Source organism: Streptomyces sp. NPDC022552, from assembly GCF_055561875.1.
Window position 1 is genome coordinate 437,805 of record NZ_JBVHGJ010000005.1, and the last position, 15,900, is coordinate 453,704.

Below are 15,900 nucleotides of genomic sequence, written 5' to 3' on the forward strand. Positions count from 1 at the left end.
AGCGGGTGTTCGAGTTACTCCCGGTATCTCCAGCGTACTCCGCGCCGGGGCCGGACGAGCCGTTCCGACCAGGTGTCTTTCACCGGGTCCCACCCGGCCGATGGCCACGGGCGTGACCGCAGGTACGCGGAGTACGGTGAGATCACGGCGGTATCGCGCCGGCCATGAGGTGTCGGCGCCCCCACACAGGCAGGCGGACCACCATGGCCGGATCCGACACCCCCACCCCTCGGAAGCTCCTTCCGGACGAGATCCACCGAGCGGTGAGGCCCGGGACGGCGCTGCTCCGGCTTCGGACGACGGGCTCCCGCGAAGGCGTCCTGGACGGCGCCTGGTGGCCCCGCTCCCGTACCGTCGCGGCCGAGCTGCCCGCCCTGATCGAGGCGCTCACCGCCCACCTCGGCCCCATCACGCGGGTCGGCCTCGACACCGTCGCCTGGGAGGACGTCCCGACCCGTGTGGTCGTCGACGACCGTGTCGTGCACCTCGACTCCTTCCCCGTCGGCGACGACACCGTCCTCATCACCCGTGGCGACAGCGACCACTTCGCCCTCCTGGTGGTGCCGCCGGACACGAAGCCCGACGCGGCACGTGACGCCATGGCCCGTGCGGTCGACGCCGGTAACGTCACCCGAGCCGCAGAGATCCTCGTCGCCACGCTCCCCGAACCGACGACCGACCGCGAGGAGTCGGCATGATCCGGATGGCGGACATCCGTGAGTGGCGCACCCACGACGTGGTGGACACGCGGGGCCACAGGATCGGGGAGCTGGAGGCGATCTACGTCGACACCAGCACCGACGAGCCGGCCATGGCCACGGTCCGGGTCGGCCTGCCCACCCGGCACCGTCTGGTCTTCGTCCCCCTGGACGGTGCGACGGTGGGGCCGGGGTACGTGAAGGTCGTCCACGAAAAGGCGCTGGTGAAGCAGAGCCCTTCGATCGGCACGGACGACGTCCTTCCCGCCGGGGACGAGGAAGCGGTCTTCCGGCACTACGACCTCCCCTACGAGCCCGGACGGCGAACGGCAGCCGGCCCACCGCTGAAGCCCCCGACCGGCCGAGGAGGTGGCCCTCGTGTCGCTCTTCCCGGCCCTGATCGTCGTGGCGATCGTGCTGGGCATCATCGGCGCCGTCGCCGACGGACTGCTCGTGGCGGACCTCGTCCACCTCGCCCTGCGCACGCGCAGCTCCGCCCGCCACCGCCCGGTCCGGTGACCCGGCGCACCCCGGCGTGCGGGTCCCGCGGACATCGGCCGATGATGGGAGTACGGCCGAGCACGCGGAGCTGACCATGACGGGTTGGCGTGTCAGGGACTACGACCAGGACGATCTCGAAGCGGTGCTCCGAGTCGACGCGGAGAGCGGCACGGCCGAGGAGCCACCCCTCTTTCCGCTCTCGGACGCCGTGGCGGCCCTCCAGGCCCTCCACCCGGCGGTGGTGGCCACCGCGGACGAGGAGGTGGTCGGTGCCGCGGTGAGCAGGGTGGAGGGTGACCGGGCGTGGATCCTGCGCATCAGCATGGCGCCTGCCTGGCGGCACCAGGGGCTGGGCAGCGACCTGATCACGGCCCTGGAGCACCGGCTGTTCGCCGGCGGCGTCCGAACGGTGCACGCCGTTCTGCCCGACGGAGAGACCGGCGCCACCGCCCTGCACAACTGCGGCTTCGGCGCCCGTCCTGGCCTGGTCTTCTTCGAGAAGCGCGGGCGAGTGACCCCTCAGTCGGTCAGCATGCTCGCGTCGCTGGGAGCGGAGCTGCCGCCCGGGGGACTGTGGCAGAAGGTCGCGGGCATGCAGCGGGAGAAGGAGCTCATCGAGCGGCGCCTGGTCCTGCCGCTGGCCCATCCCGAGATGGCAGCCGGGCACGGAGTGGAGCTGCCGCGGGCGGTGATGCTGTTCGGGCCGCCAGGGACGGGGAAGAGCACGTTCGCGCACGCGATCGCCAGCCGGCTGGGATGGCCGTTCCTCGAACTGTTCCCCGCCCGGCTGGCCGCCGAGTACGGGCTGGCCAGTGGGCTGAACCGGCGCTTCGACGAGATCGCCCGGCTCGACCACGTCCTGGTCTTCATCGACGAGGTCGAGGAGATCGCGGGGACCCGGAGCGGCGCGGACGCGACCGCGGTCGGTGTCGTCAACGAACTGCTCAAGGCGATCGTCCGGTTCCGGGGCCAGGACGGGCGGCTGCTGGTCTGCGCCACGAACGACGTGACCACGCTCGACTCCGCGTTCCTGCGGCACGGCCGTTTCGACTACGTGCTGCCGATCGGCCCGCCCGACCACCGCGCGAGGACCGCCCTGTGGGAGAGCTACCTGACCCGGGCGGGCGCGGAGGCCGACAGCGCGGCCCTGGCGTCCGCCAGCGAGGGGTTCACCCCCGCCGACATCGCCCATGTGGCGCGCACCGTCTCCCAGGTCCAGTTCGAGCGCACCTTCGACACGGGAGCCCGGGCCCGCCCCACCACCGAGGACTACCTGCGCACGATCGAAGAAACCAGGCCCACGGTCAGCGCCACCATGGCCAAGGAACTCGTCCACCAGACCGAGAAGTTCGCCCGCCTCTAGCCCGCCCTGACAACACGAAAGCCCCTGGTCTCTGACCTGGGGCTTTGCAGTGGAGCGGATGACGGGAATCGAACCCGCGCCATAAGCTTGGGAATCACCGCTGCTTTGGCCGTCCATACGGCCTCTGACCTGCGGACAAGCCTCTTCGCGGGTCCTTCCGGGAGGCTCTGCTCCCCCCCGTGGTGACCGCTGTTCACCGTCCTGGAGGGCACGGATGGGGCACGTGCCGGCCCCGGCTCGGCGGTCCGGTGCGGCTGGACGGGTGTAGTTCGGCGCCTGACTCCGGCGCCGTCCCCGGGAGCGCCGCTCGGCCGGATTACATGGGCCTGCGCCTCGGCGTGGGGCGTGCCGGTGCCCTTCACGGTCCCGGACCCGACGACTGGAAGAGCACCATGGCAGAGCGCCACCCTCGCAACCGCACCGGCCGCGGCCCGCTACGTCGCGGGCTCGTCGCCGCCGTGCTCGCGGTCGGCATGCTGACAGCTGCGGCGGCACCCGGATTCGGAACCGGCGCGACCCCGCCGGCGCCCGGCCCCCAGTTCACACCGCTGACGGCGGCGGTGATGACCGAACCGGCGCCGTTCCGGGCCACGGACGGCAAGACGCACCTCTCGTACGAACTGCTCACCACGAACGCACTGTCCAGCAGCGCAAAGGTGCGGCTCGACCGTGTCGAGGTCCGGGACGCCCGCACGCACCGGGTGGTGGGCGCGCTGAGCGGCCAGGCGCTGGCCGATGCCGCCAACCCGGTGGGTGACCCCCTGCCGGGTGCGGACGGGTACACCCCGGCGCCCCCGGGGCCGACGCCGACCGTCATCCCGGGCTCCCAGCAGTGGGTCGTCTGGCTCGACCTGGTCCTCGACCGCGGTCAGCGGGTGCCCAAGGTCCTCGAGCACCACCTCTCGGGTGCCGTCCTCACCGCCTCCGGCTCCTCCCCGTTCGATGAGACGGTCCAGATCACCCCGACCGACCGCACCGCGCCGCTGAACCTGGACGCGCCGGTCCGTCCCGGCACCTGGTACTCCAGCGAGTCGTGCTGCGGCAACACCCACCACCGGCGCGGCCTCGGCCCGATCAACGGCCGCTTCTACGTGCCGCAGCGCTTCGCGATCGACTGGTACCGGGTCGGCGAGCAGGGACAGACCTGGGAGGGCGACCCCGCGCGGCTCACCAGCTACCTGAGCTACCGGCAGCCCGTCGTGGCGTCGGCCGGCGGCAGGGTGGTGGAGGTCCAGGACGGAATCCCGGACAACACGCCGCCCGTCACGCCGCCGGTCCCGCCGATCGAGCAGACCGTCGGCAACCACGTCACCGTGGAGGTCGCGCCCGGCCGCTACCTGCTCTACGCCCACCTGACGCCCGGCTCGCTCAAGGTCCGGGAAGGCGACCACGTCGAACCCGGCCGGGTCCTCGGGCTGATCGGCAACAGCGGCAACTCGACCACGCCGCACCTGCACTTCCAGGTGATGACCACGCCCGAGTTCTTCCCGACCGACAGCCCGCCGTTCACCTTCCGGAAGTTCCGCGTCGTCGGACAGGTCGAACCCCGCCTCTGGGACGACAACCTGGGCACCCAGCCGACCGGCGTCCTCCCGATCACGCCCTCCCCTTACGACGGCCCCCACCACGCGCGCTATCCGCTCGACCGCGAGGTGCTGGAGTTCTGACCGCTCCCGGCCGGCCCCGGCGCGTGACGCCCGGAGAGCCCCGGACAACGACGAAGGCCCTGGTCTCTGACCAGGGCCTTCGTTCAAGAGCGGATGACGGGAATCGAACCCGCGCTATAAGCTTGGGAATCACCCGGCACTTGGGCCTGTGCATGGCATCTGACCTGCGCGAACGTCGGGACCTGGCCTCGTTCTGGCGGCTCCGTCCGCCCCCTTGCTGACCGCTGTTCACCGCCTCTACCGGCACGTTATGGCACAGCTGGCCAGATGCGTGGGGCCGGTGGCAGGGGCCAGTCGGGCGGGACCGGCAGGGGGCGGTCGGACGTGAGCGGGGAAGCGGGTGCGCGGCCGCTGAGCCAGCCGAGGAGGGCGTGGCCGGAGCCGGCGATTTCGGGGCCGTTCGGGGACAGGGTCCAGGACCGGCCGATGTCGAGGGCGCCGACCCGGGCGACCGGGAAGTCGCGTGCGGCGAGCGCCGTGAGGGTGTCGTCGAGGGCCCAGGTCACGTACGTGGCGGGCCAGTCGGTCGTGCGGTAGCCGACGTTCAGGTCGACGTGGTGCGTTTCGAGCTCGCGCCAGCAGCGGTGGAGGGTGTACCAGGCTGGGTGCTGCCAGCCCGCGAGTGCCGTGACCACGGTGCCCCAACGTTCCACGGGCATCGATGTGGCGTCTTCGGCCAGGCGGGCAAGGCGGCTGCGCAGGTCCGTGGCGAGCTCGGCCGCGGGGCGGTCGGCGCCTTCCTGGACGGCCCGGGCGAACGTCTTGGCATCCGTTCTCGGGGTGGGTTCGATGCCGGTGCGGGCCATGGCGAGCAGCCGCCGGTAGGCGCCGACGCTGTGAGCGACGTGGCTGATGACGTAACCGCGGGTCCAGCCTGCCAAGGCCGAGGGCGCACGCGTTCCCTCGTCGGTCAGCGTGTCGAGGGCGGCGGTGATCCGGGCAGCGGAGCGGGTGACTTCCTCGAGTACGTCGAGCATCCTCGTACCGTAGACGCGAGGTGGTCGTCGCCGAGCGCCGGACCGACGCGTGACGTGGGCTATCGGCCCCTGAGCAGGCCGCCGACCGCCGCGATGCCTGCTGTGACGGCACGTTCGCCGACGTTGCCGAACCCGAGGATCAGCTGCACCGGCTCCGTCGCACGAGAGGAGCGGCAGGTGCCCATTCCGTAGAGGCCGACCGACCGGGCGCGGGCGGCGGAGACGAGTTCCTGCTCGTCGGCCGGCCCGTCGAGGTGTGCCACCGCGTGGAAGCCCGCCGCGAGCCCGGTCACCGCGACGTCAGGGGCGTGTTCGGCGAGGGCGGCCAGCAGGGCGGTACGACGTGCCGCGTAGGTCGTCCGCATCCGGCGCAAGTGCCGGTCGAAGCGGCCTGACTCGATCAGTCTCGCGAGGGCGAGCTGATCGAGCGTGGGGGACCCGCGGTCGTTCAACTGCTTGTGCTCGACGATCAGCTCGGTGAGCGCGGGCGGGCAGAGCATCCACCCGATGCGCAGCGCGGGCGCGAGGGACTTGCTGACGGTGCCGATGGAGATCACGCGGTCCGCGGCGAGTCCTTGCAGTGCGCCCACCGGCTCCCGGTCGTAACGGAATTCGGCGTCGTAGTCGTCCTCGATGACGACGGCGTCCCGCCTCCTGGCCCACTCGATCAGTGTGAGCCGCCGCTCGGGCGCCAGGGCGACGCCGGTGGGCCACTGGTGCGCGGGGGTCAGGACGACGGCGCGGGCGTCGGTCCTGGCGAGCGCCCGTACGTCGATCCCGCGCTCGTCGACCGGCACGGGGATGGCCGACATGACGGCTGAGGCCGCAGCCGAGGAGATCGTGGCCGGTGAGCCGGGGTCCTCGTACGCCACCGTACGGATACCTGTCCTGGCCAGGGCGGACAGGGCCAGAGCGAGGCCCTGCGCGTAGCCGGAGCAGATCACGATCCGTTCCGGATCTGCCGCGGCGGCGCGCACCCGCCGCAGATATCCGGCCATGACCTCGCGCAGTGCCGCACTTCCGCGGGGGTCGCCGTAGTCGAGCGCCGCCGTGGGCATGGTGCGTGCCGCTTCGCGCGTGGCCCACAGCCAGTCGGCGAGCGGGAAGCTGTTCAGGTCGGGGACGCCGTACCTGAAGTCGGCGACCAGGGGTGACGGTGCCGGGGGCGGTGACGTGGGCGCCGACGGTACGCCCGCTCCGGCGGCGACCCGCGTGGCCGAGCCGACCCGTGTCACGAGGTAGCCCTCGGCCTGGAGTTGCGCGTAGCACTCCTGCACGAGGCCGCGCGAAACCCCGAGCATCCGGGCGAGTTCACGGGAGGACGGCAACCGCTCGCCGATCTGCAGCCGCCCGGTCCGGATCGCGTCCCGCAGTCGCAGTTCCAGCTGGGATCGCAGCGGCTCGCCGCTGTCCCGGTCGATGACCAGCAGCAGCTCGGGCGACAGACCGGACCACTCCAGGGGCATGGAATTGGATCTTACCGGCGGTCCACCCGGCCCCTAGCTTCGTCGTGTGACCAGGATGATCAACTCTCAAGCCGAGGATGCTCGTTCGCGGCCGGCGCTGGTGACGCGGCCCCTGCTGCTGCGCTTCGTCTCGGTCATAGGCGCCTCGACGAGCTTCTACCTGCTGCTCTCCGTCGTTCCCGTCTACGCCGAGGCGTACGGAGGCGGTCATGCCGCGGGACTGGCCTCGGGTGCGCTGATGCTCGCGACGGTCGGAGGCGGTCTGGCCGCTCCCCGGTTCGTGACCCGCTTCGGTTACCGCCCGCCGCTGGTGGCGGGGCTGGTCCTGCTCGGTGCGCCCGCGCTGGTGCTGACCGTGTCCGGGAGCACGGTGTGGATCACGGCGGTCTGTGTCGTGCGCGGTCTGGGCTTCGGGGTCACGGTCGTCGCGGGTGGTGCTCTGACGGCATCGCTGATCCCGCCTGAGCGCCGTGGTGAGGGGCTGGCGCTGGTCGGCATCGTGTCCGGGGTTCCGTCGCTGGCCGCCCTGCCGCTGGGGGTGTGGTGGGCAGCGCACGTCGGGTACGGACCGGTGTGCGCCGCCGGCGCCGTGGCCGCGCTGGCGGCCATCGTCTCGGTGCCGGGAGTGCCGGACCGCGAGCCGGCCTCGGGGCGGCCGATCGGGGTGCTGGCCGGGTTCCGGACGGCCGCTCTGGTGCGGCCCGTCGTCGTCTTCTCGGCCACCGCACTCGCCGCCGGAATCATCGTCACCTTCCTGCCCCTCGCCGTCCCGTCGGCTTCCGCCGGAGTCGTCGCCGTGGCCCTGTTCGTCCAGTCCGCGGCAGCGACCGTGGCCCGCTGGGTCGCGGGCCGGTACGGTGACCGGCACGGACCGGCCTCACTCGTCGTGCCCGGCCTGGTCGTCTCGGCCGCAGGGACGCTGCTGACCGCTCTGACGCACAGCCCGGTCGCCGTCGTCGTGGGCGTCGGCCTGTTCGGGGCCGGATTCGGAGCCACCCAGAACGCGACGCTGTCGCTGATGTACGCGCGTGTCCCCGAGTCCGGCTACGGCACCGTCAGCGCCCTGTGGAACGTCGCCTACGACGCGGGCATGGCCGTCGGGGCCGTCGGCTTCGGCATCCTCGCGTCCGGGACCGGCTACCCCTGGGCCTTCACCCTCACCGCCGCGCTGATGCTCACCGCCCTCGTCCCGGCCTGGCGCGACCGCCTGGCCGACGGCGCCCGCCGATGACCGGCACGACCACGTGCCGCCGGGGCCAGGCTCCGCCACCCGTGCGTGTCGTCGCGTTCGTCGACGACCTGACTGCCTTCAGCGACGAGACCGCCCTATGGGGGCGGTCTTCCACGAACAGGAGCTCACATGACCAGCACCACCATGACGGTGGCCATCCTCGGCCCCGGCGGCGTCGGCGGCCTGATCGGCGCGCTGTTGGCCCGCGACGGACACCGCGTCATCTGCCTCGCCGGAGAGGAGACCACTGCTGTGCTGCGCCGTGACGGTCTCTGCGTCCGGAGCGCGCGGTACGGCGACTTCACCACTCCGGTCGAAGCCGACACGTCGTTGCACGAACCGGTCGACGTCACGCTCGTGACCGTCAAACAAACCGCCCTGCCCGCCGCCCTCGACCGTGTTCCGACGCAGGCCCTCGGCAACGGTGTCGTCGTACCGCTGCTCAACGGACTCGACCACGTCGCAGCGCTGCGCCGACGATATCCGGCCGGCCAGGTCGTGGCCGGGACCATCAGGGTCGAGGCCACCCGCACGGCGCCGGGGCGCATCGCGCACACCAGCCCCTTCGCTGCCCTCGAACTGGCCGCCCCGCTCGTCGACTTCGCATCCCACCTCAGGCACGCCGGCCTCGACGTGACCCTGCGCACCGACGAGAGCGCCATGCTTTGGGACAAGCTTTCCTTCCTCGCCCCGTTCGCCCTGCTGACCACGCGCCACCGGGCCTCTGTGGGCGTTGTCCGCGACGAGCGGCGGTCGGAACTGCTTGCCGTCCTCGACGAAATCACCGCTGTGGCGCGCGCAGCGGGCGCACCGGTGACCGCCGAGGCCGTGCTCTCCTTCTTCGACCGGGCCCCCGAGACGATGAAGTCATCGATGCAGCGCGACGCGGAGAACGGCCACCCGATCGAACTCGACGCCATCGGCGGGGCCGTCCTACGGGCCGCGGCCACCCACGGGATCGAGACACCGATGACCGCACGCCTCGTCGCAGAGCTGGTTCCCTCAGCGAGCGAGTAGGCGCAGCCGCAGAAAACCCACCTCATCAGTTTGAGAGGTCTAGACAACGACGAAGGCCCAGGTCTCTGACCTGGGCCTTCGTAGAAGAGCGGATGACGGGAATCGAACCCGCGCTATAAGCTTGGGAAGCTCATGTTCTACCATTAAACTACATCCGCCTGGCGGTTCGTTGATCGGTACCGCAGACTCCGACACTGTACCCCATCGCGAAGTCGGGGCGTACCTCCCCGTGACGGAGCGGCGCCTGGAGACCGGTGCCGTCGGCGTTCTAATGTGGCTGTCTCGTCCACCACTTGTCGGGGAAGGGACTTGATGGGTTCGATGGAGCGCACCGTCGTTCGTTGTGCCGAAGGGCATGTGTTCAGTACCGCTTCGTTCCCGCTGCAGCAGCTCGGTGCCGGGCGGATCGGGCCGGGGCGGCTCATTCGGTGTCCACGGTGTGCGCGGCTGCGGCACGCCGTGCCCGTGGAGCTTGAGCCGCGCTGATGGCCGGCGGGGCGCGGAGTCTTCCCGATTGGGGCAGGTCCGCGCCCTCTGCGTATCGTGGGGGCGTGCTTCTCTCAGACAAGGACATCCGGGCCGAGATCGATGCCGGACGGGTGCGCATCGACCCGTACGACGAATCCATGGTGCAGCCCTCGAGCATCGACGTGAGGCTTGACCGCTTCTTCCGGGTGTTCGAGAACCACCGCTACCCCCACATCGACCCCGCCGTCGAGCAGCTCGACCTGACACGCGAGGTCGAGCCCGAGGGTGACGAGGCGTTCATCCTCCACCCCGGTGAGTTCGTGCTCGCCTCGACCTACGAGGTCATCACCCTCCCCGACGACATCGCGTCGCGGCTCGAGGGGAAGAGCTCGCTCGGGCGGCTCGGGCTCGTCACCCACTCCACCGCCGGGTTCATCGACCCCGGTTTCTCCGGGCACGTGACCCTGGAGCTGTCCAACCTCGCCACCCTGCCGATCAAGCTGTGGCCGGGGATGAAGATCGGGCAGCTGTGCATGTTCCGGCTGAGCTCGCCCGCCGAGTTCCCGTACGGCAGCGAGCGGTACGGCTCGCGCTACCAGGGGCAGCGGGGGCCGACGGCCTCCCGCTCGTACATGAACTTCCATCGGACCCAGGTGTGACAGCAATGAGTGACGTACGGGAGAACCTCACCTACGAGGGCTTCGGCCGCGCCATCCGCGAGCTCGCCCAGACCATCGCCGACGACGGCTACGAGCCCGACGTCGTGCTCTCCATCGCCCGCGGCGGCGTCTTCGTCGCCGGCGGTCTGGCGTACGCCCTCGACTGCAAGAACATCCACCTGGTGAACGTGGAGTTCTACACCGGCGTGGGGACGACCCTGGAGATGCCGGTCATGCTGGCGCCCGTCCCGAACGCCATCGACTTCAGCGACAAGAAGGTGCTCATCGCCGACGACGTCGCCGACACGGGCAAGACCCTCAAGCTCGTCCACGACTTCTGCGTCGACCACGTCGCCGAGGTCCGCTCCGCCGTCATCTACGAGAAGTCGCACTCCCTCGTGAAGTGCGAGTACGTGTGGAAGAAGACCGACGAGTGGATCAACTTCCCCTGGTCCGTCGAGCCGCCCGTCGTGCGGCGCGAGGGCCAGGTCCTCGACGCCTGACCGGGGCAGGACGCCCGAGGCATGACGAAGGCCCCCACCGCGTGCGGTGGGGGCCTTCGCCTCTTCCTACGGCGTGTTCCTCACAGCGTGCCCAGCTTGATGATCGACAGCAGGGCGATCAGCTGGATCGCCGACGCGCCCAGCGCCTTCGGCCACGGCAGGTCGTGCGAGCGGCTCACCATCAGCGTGAACAGGGCGCCCGCCGCCAGCCAGGTGGCCCAGCCGAGGACCTGCACCAGGCTGTTCTCGCCGCCCAGGAACATCGCGAAGACCAGGCGGGGCGCGTCCGTGATCGACATGATCAGCATCGACAGGCCGACGGTCGGCTGCCAGCTGCCGTCGCCGCCCAGCTGGCGCGCCAGCGTGTGCGTGACCGCTCCCAGGATGAGACCACCGACGACGAAGCCGGCGCCCGTCATCAGGACGTACGGGATCGCCGTCGACAGCGTCGCGCCGATCGCCTCCTCGCGCGCCTGGTCGAAGCCGAAGATCGCCAGCAGCCCGTAGAGGAACGTGACGACGAGCGCCGGGCCCCACACCGCGTGGTCCCGCATCTGGAGGAACGTCGGCGCCGGGCGCAGCACGATGCCGCTCAGGAGGGCCTTCCAGGGCAGCCGCGGGCCGGTCGGGACGGCGGCGGCACCGGAGTGGTACGTCGCCGCGTCGCCGTAGGGGTCCTCGTTCACGCTGAACATCTGCGTGTGCCCCGGCGTGTTCGCCGCGTAGTGCTGCTGCTGATGCTGCTGCGCTCCGTGCGGGTCCCCGAAGTACTCCGGCTCCCCGTACCCGCCACCGCCGCCCTGCGGGGCCTGCTGGGGCCACTGCTGCTGCGGGTGGGGCGGCGGGGCCGCGGTGTACCCGTACGGCGCCTGCTGCGGTCGTTGTTGCGGGGGGCGGTTGTCCCGGCCGCGTCCGTTCCTGAATCCAGCCACGCCTTGAACGTACCCGTTTCCGCTGTGTGGGCGCTCCTTTGCCACTGAGCTGTGACATCCCCTAGGGGGCCCCTAGGGGCTCGACGAGGTCGGCGGGTGCGCATACGGACCGACGCTACGCAGAAGGGCCGCCCCGCGCATCTCGCGCGGGGCGGCCCTCTCCTGCGTACCGGTTACTCGGCGGACACCGGCTCCGGGGCGTCCGCCTGGACGTCCTCCGGCTTCGTCTTCACCGAGTCGAGCAGCAGCTGCGCCACGTCCACCACCTGGACGGACTCCTTCGCCTTGCCCTCGTTCTTCTTGCCGTTCACGGAGTCCGTGAGCATGACCAGGCAGAACGGGCAGGCGGTGGAGACGATGTCCGGGTTGAGGGACAGGGCCTCGTCGACGCGCTCGTTGTTGATGCGCTTGCCGATCCGCTCCTCCATCCACATCCGCGCGCCACCGGCGCCACAGCAGAAGCCGCGCTCCTTGTGGCGGTGCATCTCCTGCTGACGCAGCCCCGGGACGGCCGACATGATCTCGCGCGGGGGCGTGTAGACCTTGTTGTGGCGGCCCAGGTAGCACGGGTCGTGGTAGGTGATCAGACCGTCGACCGGCGTCACCGGGATCAGCTTGCCCTCGTCGATGAGGTGCTGGAGCAGCTGCGTGTGGTGGATGACCTCGAACTCGCCGCCCAGCTGCGGGTACTCGTTCGCGATCGTGTTGAAGCAGTGCGGGCAGGTCGCGACGATCTTCTTGGCCGACTTCGGCTTCTTCGTCGACTCGTCCTCGTCGTCCTCGCCGAACGCCATGTTCAGCATCGCGACGTTCTCCTGGCCGAGCTGCTGGAACAGCGGCTCGTTGCCCAGGCGGCGGGGCGAGTCACCGGTGCACTTCTCCTCGCCGCCCATGATCGCGAACGTGACGCCCGCCATGTGCAGCAGCTCGGCGAAGGCCTTGGTGGTCTTCTTGGCCCGGTCCTCCAGGGCGCCGGCGCAGCCGACCCAGTACAGGTAGTCGACCTCGGTGAGGTCCTCGACGTCCTTGCCGACGATCGGGACCTCGAAGTCGACCTCCTTGGTCCACTCGACGCGCTGCTTCTTGGCCAGACCCCAGGGGTTGCCCTTCTTCTCCAGGTTCTTGAGCATCGTGCCGGCCTCCGAGGGGAAGGCGGACTCGATCATCACCTGGTAGCGGCGCATGTCGACGATGTGGTCGATGTGCTCGATGTCGACCGGGCACTGCTCGACACAGGCGCCGCAGGTGGTGCAGGACCACAGGACGTCCGGGTCGATGACGCCGTTCTCCTCGGCGGTGCCGATCAGCGGGCGCTCGGCCTCCGCGAGGGCGGCGGCGGGCACACCGGCCAGCTGCTCCTCGGACGCCTTCTCCTCGCCCTCCATGGTCTTGCCGCCGCCGGCCAGCAGGTACGGGGCCTTGGCGTGCGCGTGGTCGCGCAGCGACATGATCAGGAGCTTCGGGGAGAGCGGCTTGCCCGTGTTCCAGGCGGGGCACTGCGACTGGCAGCGACCGCACTCGGTGCACGTGGAGAAGTCGAGGATGCCCTTCCAGGAGAACTGCTCGACCTGGGAGACACCGAAGACGGCGTCCTCGGCCGGGTCCTCCCAGTCGATCTCCTTGCCCGCGGTCGTCATCGGCTGGAGCGCGCCCAGCGCGGTGGAGCCGTCGGCGTTCCGCTTGAACCAGATGTTCGGGAAGCCGAGGAAGCGGTGCCAGGCGACACCCATGTTGGTGTTCAGCGAGACCGTGATCATCCAGGTGAAGGACGTGACGATCTTGAGCGCCGCGAAGAAGTAGGTGAGGTGCTGGATCGTGCTCAGGTCCAGCCCGTCGAGCAGCGCGATCAGCGGGTACGAGGCGAAGAAGCCCGGCTCCCAGCTCGTCACGTGGTGCTGGACGCCCTCCAGGGCGCGCAGCGTCATGATGCAGAGGCCGACGATCAGGATGACGGCCTCGACGAAGTACGCCTGGCCGGTCTTGGATCCCGCGAAGCGCGACTTGCGGCCCGCCTTGCCCGGACGGCTCAGCTGCCGGATCACGATCAGGGTCACGATGCCGAGGACGGTCATCAGGCCGAGGAACTCGGTGAAGATCTCGTACGGCAGCCAGTCGCCGATGATCGGGATCAGCCAGTCGGCCTGGAAGAGCTGGCCGAAGGCGTTGACGATCGTGAGCAGCAGCGAGAAGAAGCCCACCGCGACGAACCAGTGCGCCACGCCGACGACACCCCAGCGGTTCATGCGGGTGTGGCCGAGGAACTCCTTGACCAGCGTGATGGTGCGCTGTGTGGGGTCGCCGGTGCGGGTGCCCGCGGGCACGGGCTGGCCGAGCTTCACGAAGCGGTAGATCTGCGCGATGGCGCGGCCGAACAGCGCGACGGCCACCACCGTGATGGCGATCGACACGATGATCGCGGCGAGTTGCATGAGGGGCTCCTCGGGCGGGCCTGCGAGGCGGAGCGCCCGCACTCTCCAGTGTGGCGAGTCCGGCGCTACTAAGCGGTAACTTATTCAGTCCGTGCTGAGATTACCTCTTCACGGCTCCGCGCTGTAGCGGCGCCTGCGGTGATCTGTGTCGCTCAGGCAAGCCTTGCCCCGCGACGCCTACGGACTGCTGGAAGCGTACGCGCCAGGATGGCCAGATCCATCCCGAGCCAGTGATGGTCCACATAGTGGAGGTCGAGGAGCTCGCGCTCCTCCCAGGGCAGCTCCGAACGTCCGCTGATCTGCCACAGCCCGGTCATCCCCGGCCGCACGGTCAGTCTCCGGCGGGAATCGCCCACGCACTCGCGGTGTCCGGGGGTGAGCGGGCAGGGGCCGACGAGCGACATCTCGCCACGGACGACATGGACCAGGAGGGGGAGTCCGGCCAGCGGGCCCTTCGTACGGAACGTGCGCATCGTGAAGGCCCGTCCGTCCCGGCCCGCGACGGTCCGACGGCGCATCACCCCGCCCGCTCCGGCCGTCGCGAGTGCGAGGGAGAGGGCGACGGCGGCGAAGAGAGGGGACAGGACGGCCAGCAGGGCGAGTCCGCCGAAGAGGTCGAGTGCGCGCTTGGCCGTCATTCCCCACACCCTTTCGAGTGACATTCATGGGATATTCGTGGGATACGCCCGGTTTGCCCGGCAGGGGCATCCCGGACTCTCTCATGGCGAAGGGCCCCGAGGCGGGGAATGACGCGCCCCGGCGGGCCTCTTGACGCCTCTTTGAGCGACTCTCAGGGTGAAGAGTTGAGTCACCCTCGCTCAGGTCTGTTGACGCGTCGGGGATCGTCATGCATCCTTGAGTCAGATCCACTCAAGTCAGTCAGCTGGAGGAATTGAAATGGCACGTGCGGTCGGCATCGACCTGGGCACGACTAACTCCGTCGTCAGCGTTCTGGAAGGCGGCGAGCCCACCGTCATCACCAACGCCGAGGGCGCCAGGACCACGCCGTCCGTCGTCGCTTTCGCGAAGAACGGTGAGGTGCTCGTCGGCGAGGTCGCCAAGCGCCAGGCGGTCACCAACGTCGACAGGACCATCCGGTCGGTCAAGCGCCACATGGGCACCGACTGGAAGATCGAGATCGACGGCAAGAACTTCAACCCGCAGCAGATGAGCGCCTTCATCCTGCAGAAGCTGAAGCGCGACGCCGAGGCGTACCTGGGCGAGAAGGTCGTCGACGCGGTCATCACCGTCCCGGCGTACTTCAACGACTCCGAGCGTCAGGCCACCAAGGAGGCCGGTGAGATCGCGGGCCTCAACGTCCTGCGCATCGTCAACGAGCCGACCGCGGCCGCCCTGGCCTACGGCCTGGACAAGGACGACCAGACGATCCTCGTCTTCGACCTCGGTGGCGGCACTTTCGACGTGTCCCTCCTGGAGATCGGTGACGGCGTCGTCGAGGTGAAGGCGACCAACGGTGACAACCACCTCGGTGGTGACGACTGGGACCAGCGTGTCGTCGACTACCTGGTGAAGCAGTTCGCCAACGGCCACGGCGTCGACCTGGCCAAGGACAAGATGGCTCTCCAGCGTCTCCGCGAGGCCGCGGAGAAGGCGAAGATCGAGCTGTCGTCCTCCACCGAGACGTCGATCAACCTGCCGTACATCACCGCCTCCGCCGAGGGTCCGCTGCACCTGGAGGAGAAGCTCACCCGGGCTCAGTTCCAGCAGCTGACGGCCGACCTTCTGGAGCGCTGCAAGACGCCGTTCCACAACGTCATCAAGGACGCGGGCATCAACCTGTCCGAGATCGACCACGTCGTTCTCGTCGGTGGCTCCACCCGTATGCCGGCCGTCGCCGAGCTCGTCAAGGAGCTGACCGGTGGCCAGGAGGCCAACAAGGGTGTGAACCCGGACGAGGTCGTCGCCATCGGTGCCGCCCTGCAGGCCGGTGTGCTGAAGGGTGAGGTCAAGGACGTCCTGCTCCTCGAC

General features: G+C 70.0%; 14 protein-coding genes, 1 tRNA gene and 1 pseudogene. 10 read left to right on the top strand and 6 right to left on the bottom strand.

Annotated elements, in window-relative coordinates; translation table 11 throughout:
* Nucleotides 1–203: 203 nt before the first annotated feature.
* The 5 genes and pseudogenes from ACZ3OF_RS17610 (at nt 204) to ACZ3OF_RS17630 (ending at nt 4,229) form a co-directional block, all read left to right on the top strand.
* Nucleotides 204–698, top strand: a complete 495-nt coding sequence (locus ACZ3OF_RS17610; RefSeq protein WP_467305378.1) for a DUF5994 family protein — start codon at nt 204–206, stop codon at nt 696–698.
* Nucleotides 695–1,018 (top strand): annotated as a pseudogene (locus ACZ3OF_RS17615) (PRC-barrel domain-containing protein); the annotation flags it as partial. The gene ACZ3OF_RS17610 and the pseudogene ACZ3OF_RS17615, both read left to right, overlap by 4 nt.
* Nucleotides 1,019–1,076: 58 nt before the next feature.
* Nucleotides 1,077–1,217 (top strand): hypothetical protein, encoded by a 141-nt coding sequence (locus tag ACZ3OF_RS17620; protein ID WP_361669813.1) that lies wholly within the window; start codon nt 1,077–1,079, stop codon nt 1,215–1,217.
* Nucleotides 1,218–1,293: 76 nt separating this feature from the next.
* Nucleotides 1,294–2,562 (top strand): ATP-binding protein, encoded by a 1,269-nt coding sequence (locus tag ACZ3OF_RS17625; RefSeq protein ID WP_361669811.1) that lies wholly within the window; start codon nt 1,294–1,296, stop codon nt 2,560–2,562.
* Between the two features lie 392 nt (nt 2,563–2,954).
* On the top strand, nt 2,955–4,229 hold the full coding sequence (locus ACZ3OF_RS17630; RefSeq protein ID WP_361669809.1) for a M23 family metallopeptidase: 1,275 nt from the start codon (nt 2,955–2,957) through the stop codon (nt 4,227–4,229).
* Nucleotides 4,230–4,477: 248 nt separating this feature from the next.
* On the opposite strand, the gene ACZ3OF_RS17635 is transcribed toward ACZ3OF_RS17630, so the two are convergent.
* Together ACZ3OF_RS17635 and pdxR are read right to left on the bottom strand one after the other, a co-directional pair.
* Nucleotides 4,478–5,206, bottom strand: a complete 729-nt coding sequence (locus tag ACZ3OF_RS17635; RefSeq protein ID WP_361669807.1) for a maleylpyruvate isomerase family mycothiol-dependent enzyme — start codon at nt 5,204–5,206, stop codon at nt 4,478–4,480.
* A 59-nt stretch (nt 5,207–5,265) separates the two neighbouring features.
* Nucleotides 5,266–6,672, bottom strand: a complete 1,407-nt coding sequence (gene pdxR, locus ACZ3OF_RS17640) for a MocR-like pyridoxine biosynthesis transcription factor PdxR (RefSeq protein WP_361669805.1) — start codon at nt 6,670–6,672, stop codon at nt 5,266–5,268.
* A gap of 55 nt (nt 6,673–6,727) precedes the next feature.
* On the opposite strand from pdxR, the gene ACZ3OF_RS17645 reads away from it, so the two are divergent.
* On the top strand, nt 6,728–7,903 hold the full coding sequence (locus tag ACZ3OF_RS17645; protein WP_361670678.1) for an MFS transporter: 1,176 nt from the start codon (nt 6,728–6,730) through the stop codon (nt 7,901–7,903).
* A gap of 129 nt (nt 7,904–8,032) precedes the next feature.
* A complete protein-coding gene (locus ACZ3OF_RS17650) occupies nt 8,033–8,920 on the top strand; it encodes a ketopantoate reductase family protein (protein ID WP_467305383.1) in 888 nt (295 codons plus the stop codon).
* Nucleotides 8,921–9,007: 87 nt separating this feature from the next.
* Here the strand turns inward: ACZ3OF_RS17650 and ACZ3OF_RS17655 are convergent.
* Nucleotides 9,008–9,078: transfer RNA gene (locus tag ACZ3OF_RS17655), tRNA-Gly, on the bottom strand.
* A 393-nt stretch (nt 9,079–9,471) separates the two neighbouring features.
* Here ACZ3OF_RS17655 and dcd point away from each other — a divergent pair.
* Together dcd and ACZ3OF_RS17665 are read left to right on the top strand one after the other, a co-directional pair.
* Nucleotides 9,472–10,047: a dCTP deaminase gene (dcd, locus tag ACZ3OF_RS17660; protein WP_030690788.1), complete on the top strand. Its 576-nt coding sequence runs from the start codon at nt 9,472–9,474 to the stop codon at nt 10,045–10,047.
* A gap of 5 nt (nt 10,048–10,052) precedes the next feature.
* Nucleotides 10,053–10,550 (top strand): phosphoribosyltransferase, encoded by a 498-nt coding sequence (locus tag ACZ3OF_RS17665; RefSeq protein ID WP_361669786.1) that lies wholly within the window; start codon nt 10,053–10,055, stop codon nt 10,548–10,550.
* Nucleotides 10,551–10,630: 80 nt separating this feature from the next.
* Here ACZ3OF_RS17665 and ACZ3OF_RS17670 read toward each other — a convergent pair whose 3' ends face one another.
* The 3 genes from ACZ3OF_RS17670 to ACZ3OF_RS17680 all read right to left on the bottom strand — a co-directional run bounded on the left by ACZ3OF_RS17670 (nt 10,631) and on the right by ACZ3OF_RS17680 (nt 14,549).
* Nucleotides 10,631–11,482, bottom strand: coding sequence for a Yip1 family protein (locus ACZ3OF_RS17670; RefSeq protein WP_467305385.1), 852 nt, complete (start codon nt 11,480–11,482; stop codon nt 10,631–10,633).
* 173 nt (nt 11,483–11,655) lie between these two features.
* Nucleotides 11,656–13,911: a (Fe-S)-binding protein gene (locus ACZ3OF_RS17675; protein WP_467305387.1), complete on the bottom strand. Its 2,256-nt coding sequence runs from the start codon at nt 13,909–13,911 to the stop codon at nt 11,656–11,658.
* A 152-nt stretch (nt 13,912–14,063) separates the two neighbouring features.
* The gene (locus ACZ3OF_RS17680) at nt 14,064–14,549 is read right to left on the bottom strand and encodes a sugar transferase (protein ID WP_467305388.1); all 486 of its coding nucleotides are present in this window, start codon (nt 14,547–14,549) and stop codon (nt 14,064–14,066) included.
* Between the two features lie 259 nt (nt 14,550–14,808).
* On the opposite strand from ACZ3OF_RS17680, the gene ACZ3OF_RS17685 reads away from it, so the two are divergent.
* Nucleotides 14,809–15,900, top strand: a 1,092-nt coding sequence (locus tag ACZ3OF_RS17685) for an Hsp70 family protein (protein ID WP_361649849.1), incomplete at its 3' end; no start/stop codon positions are given.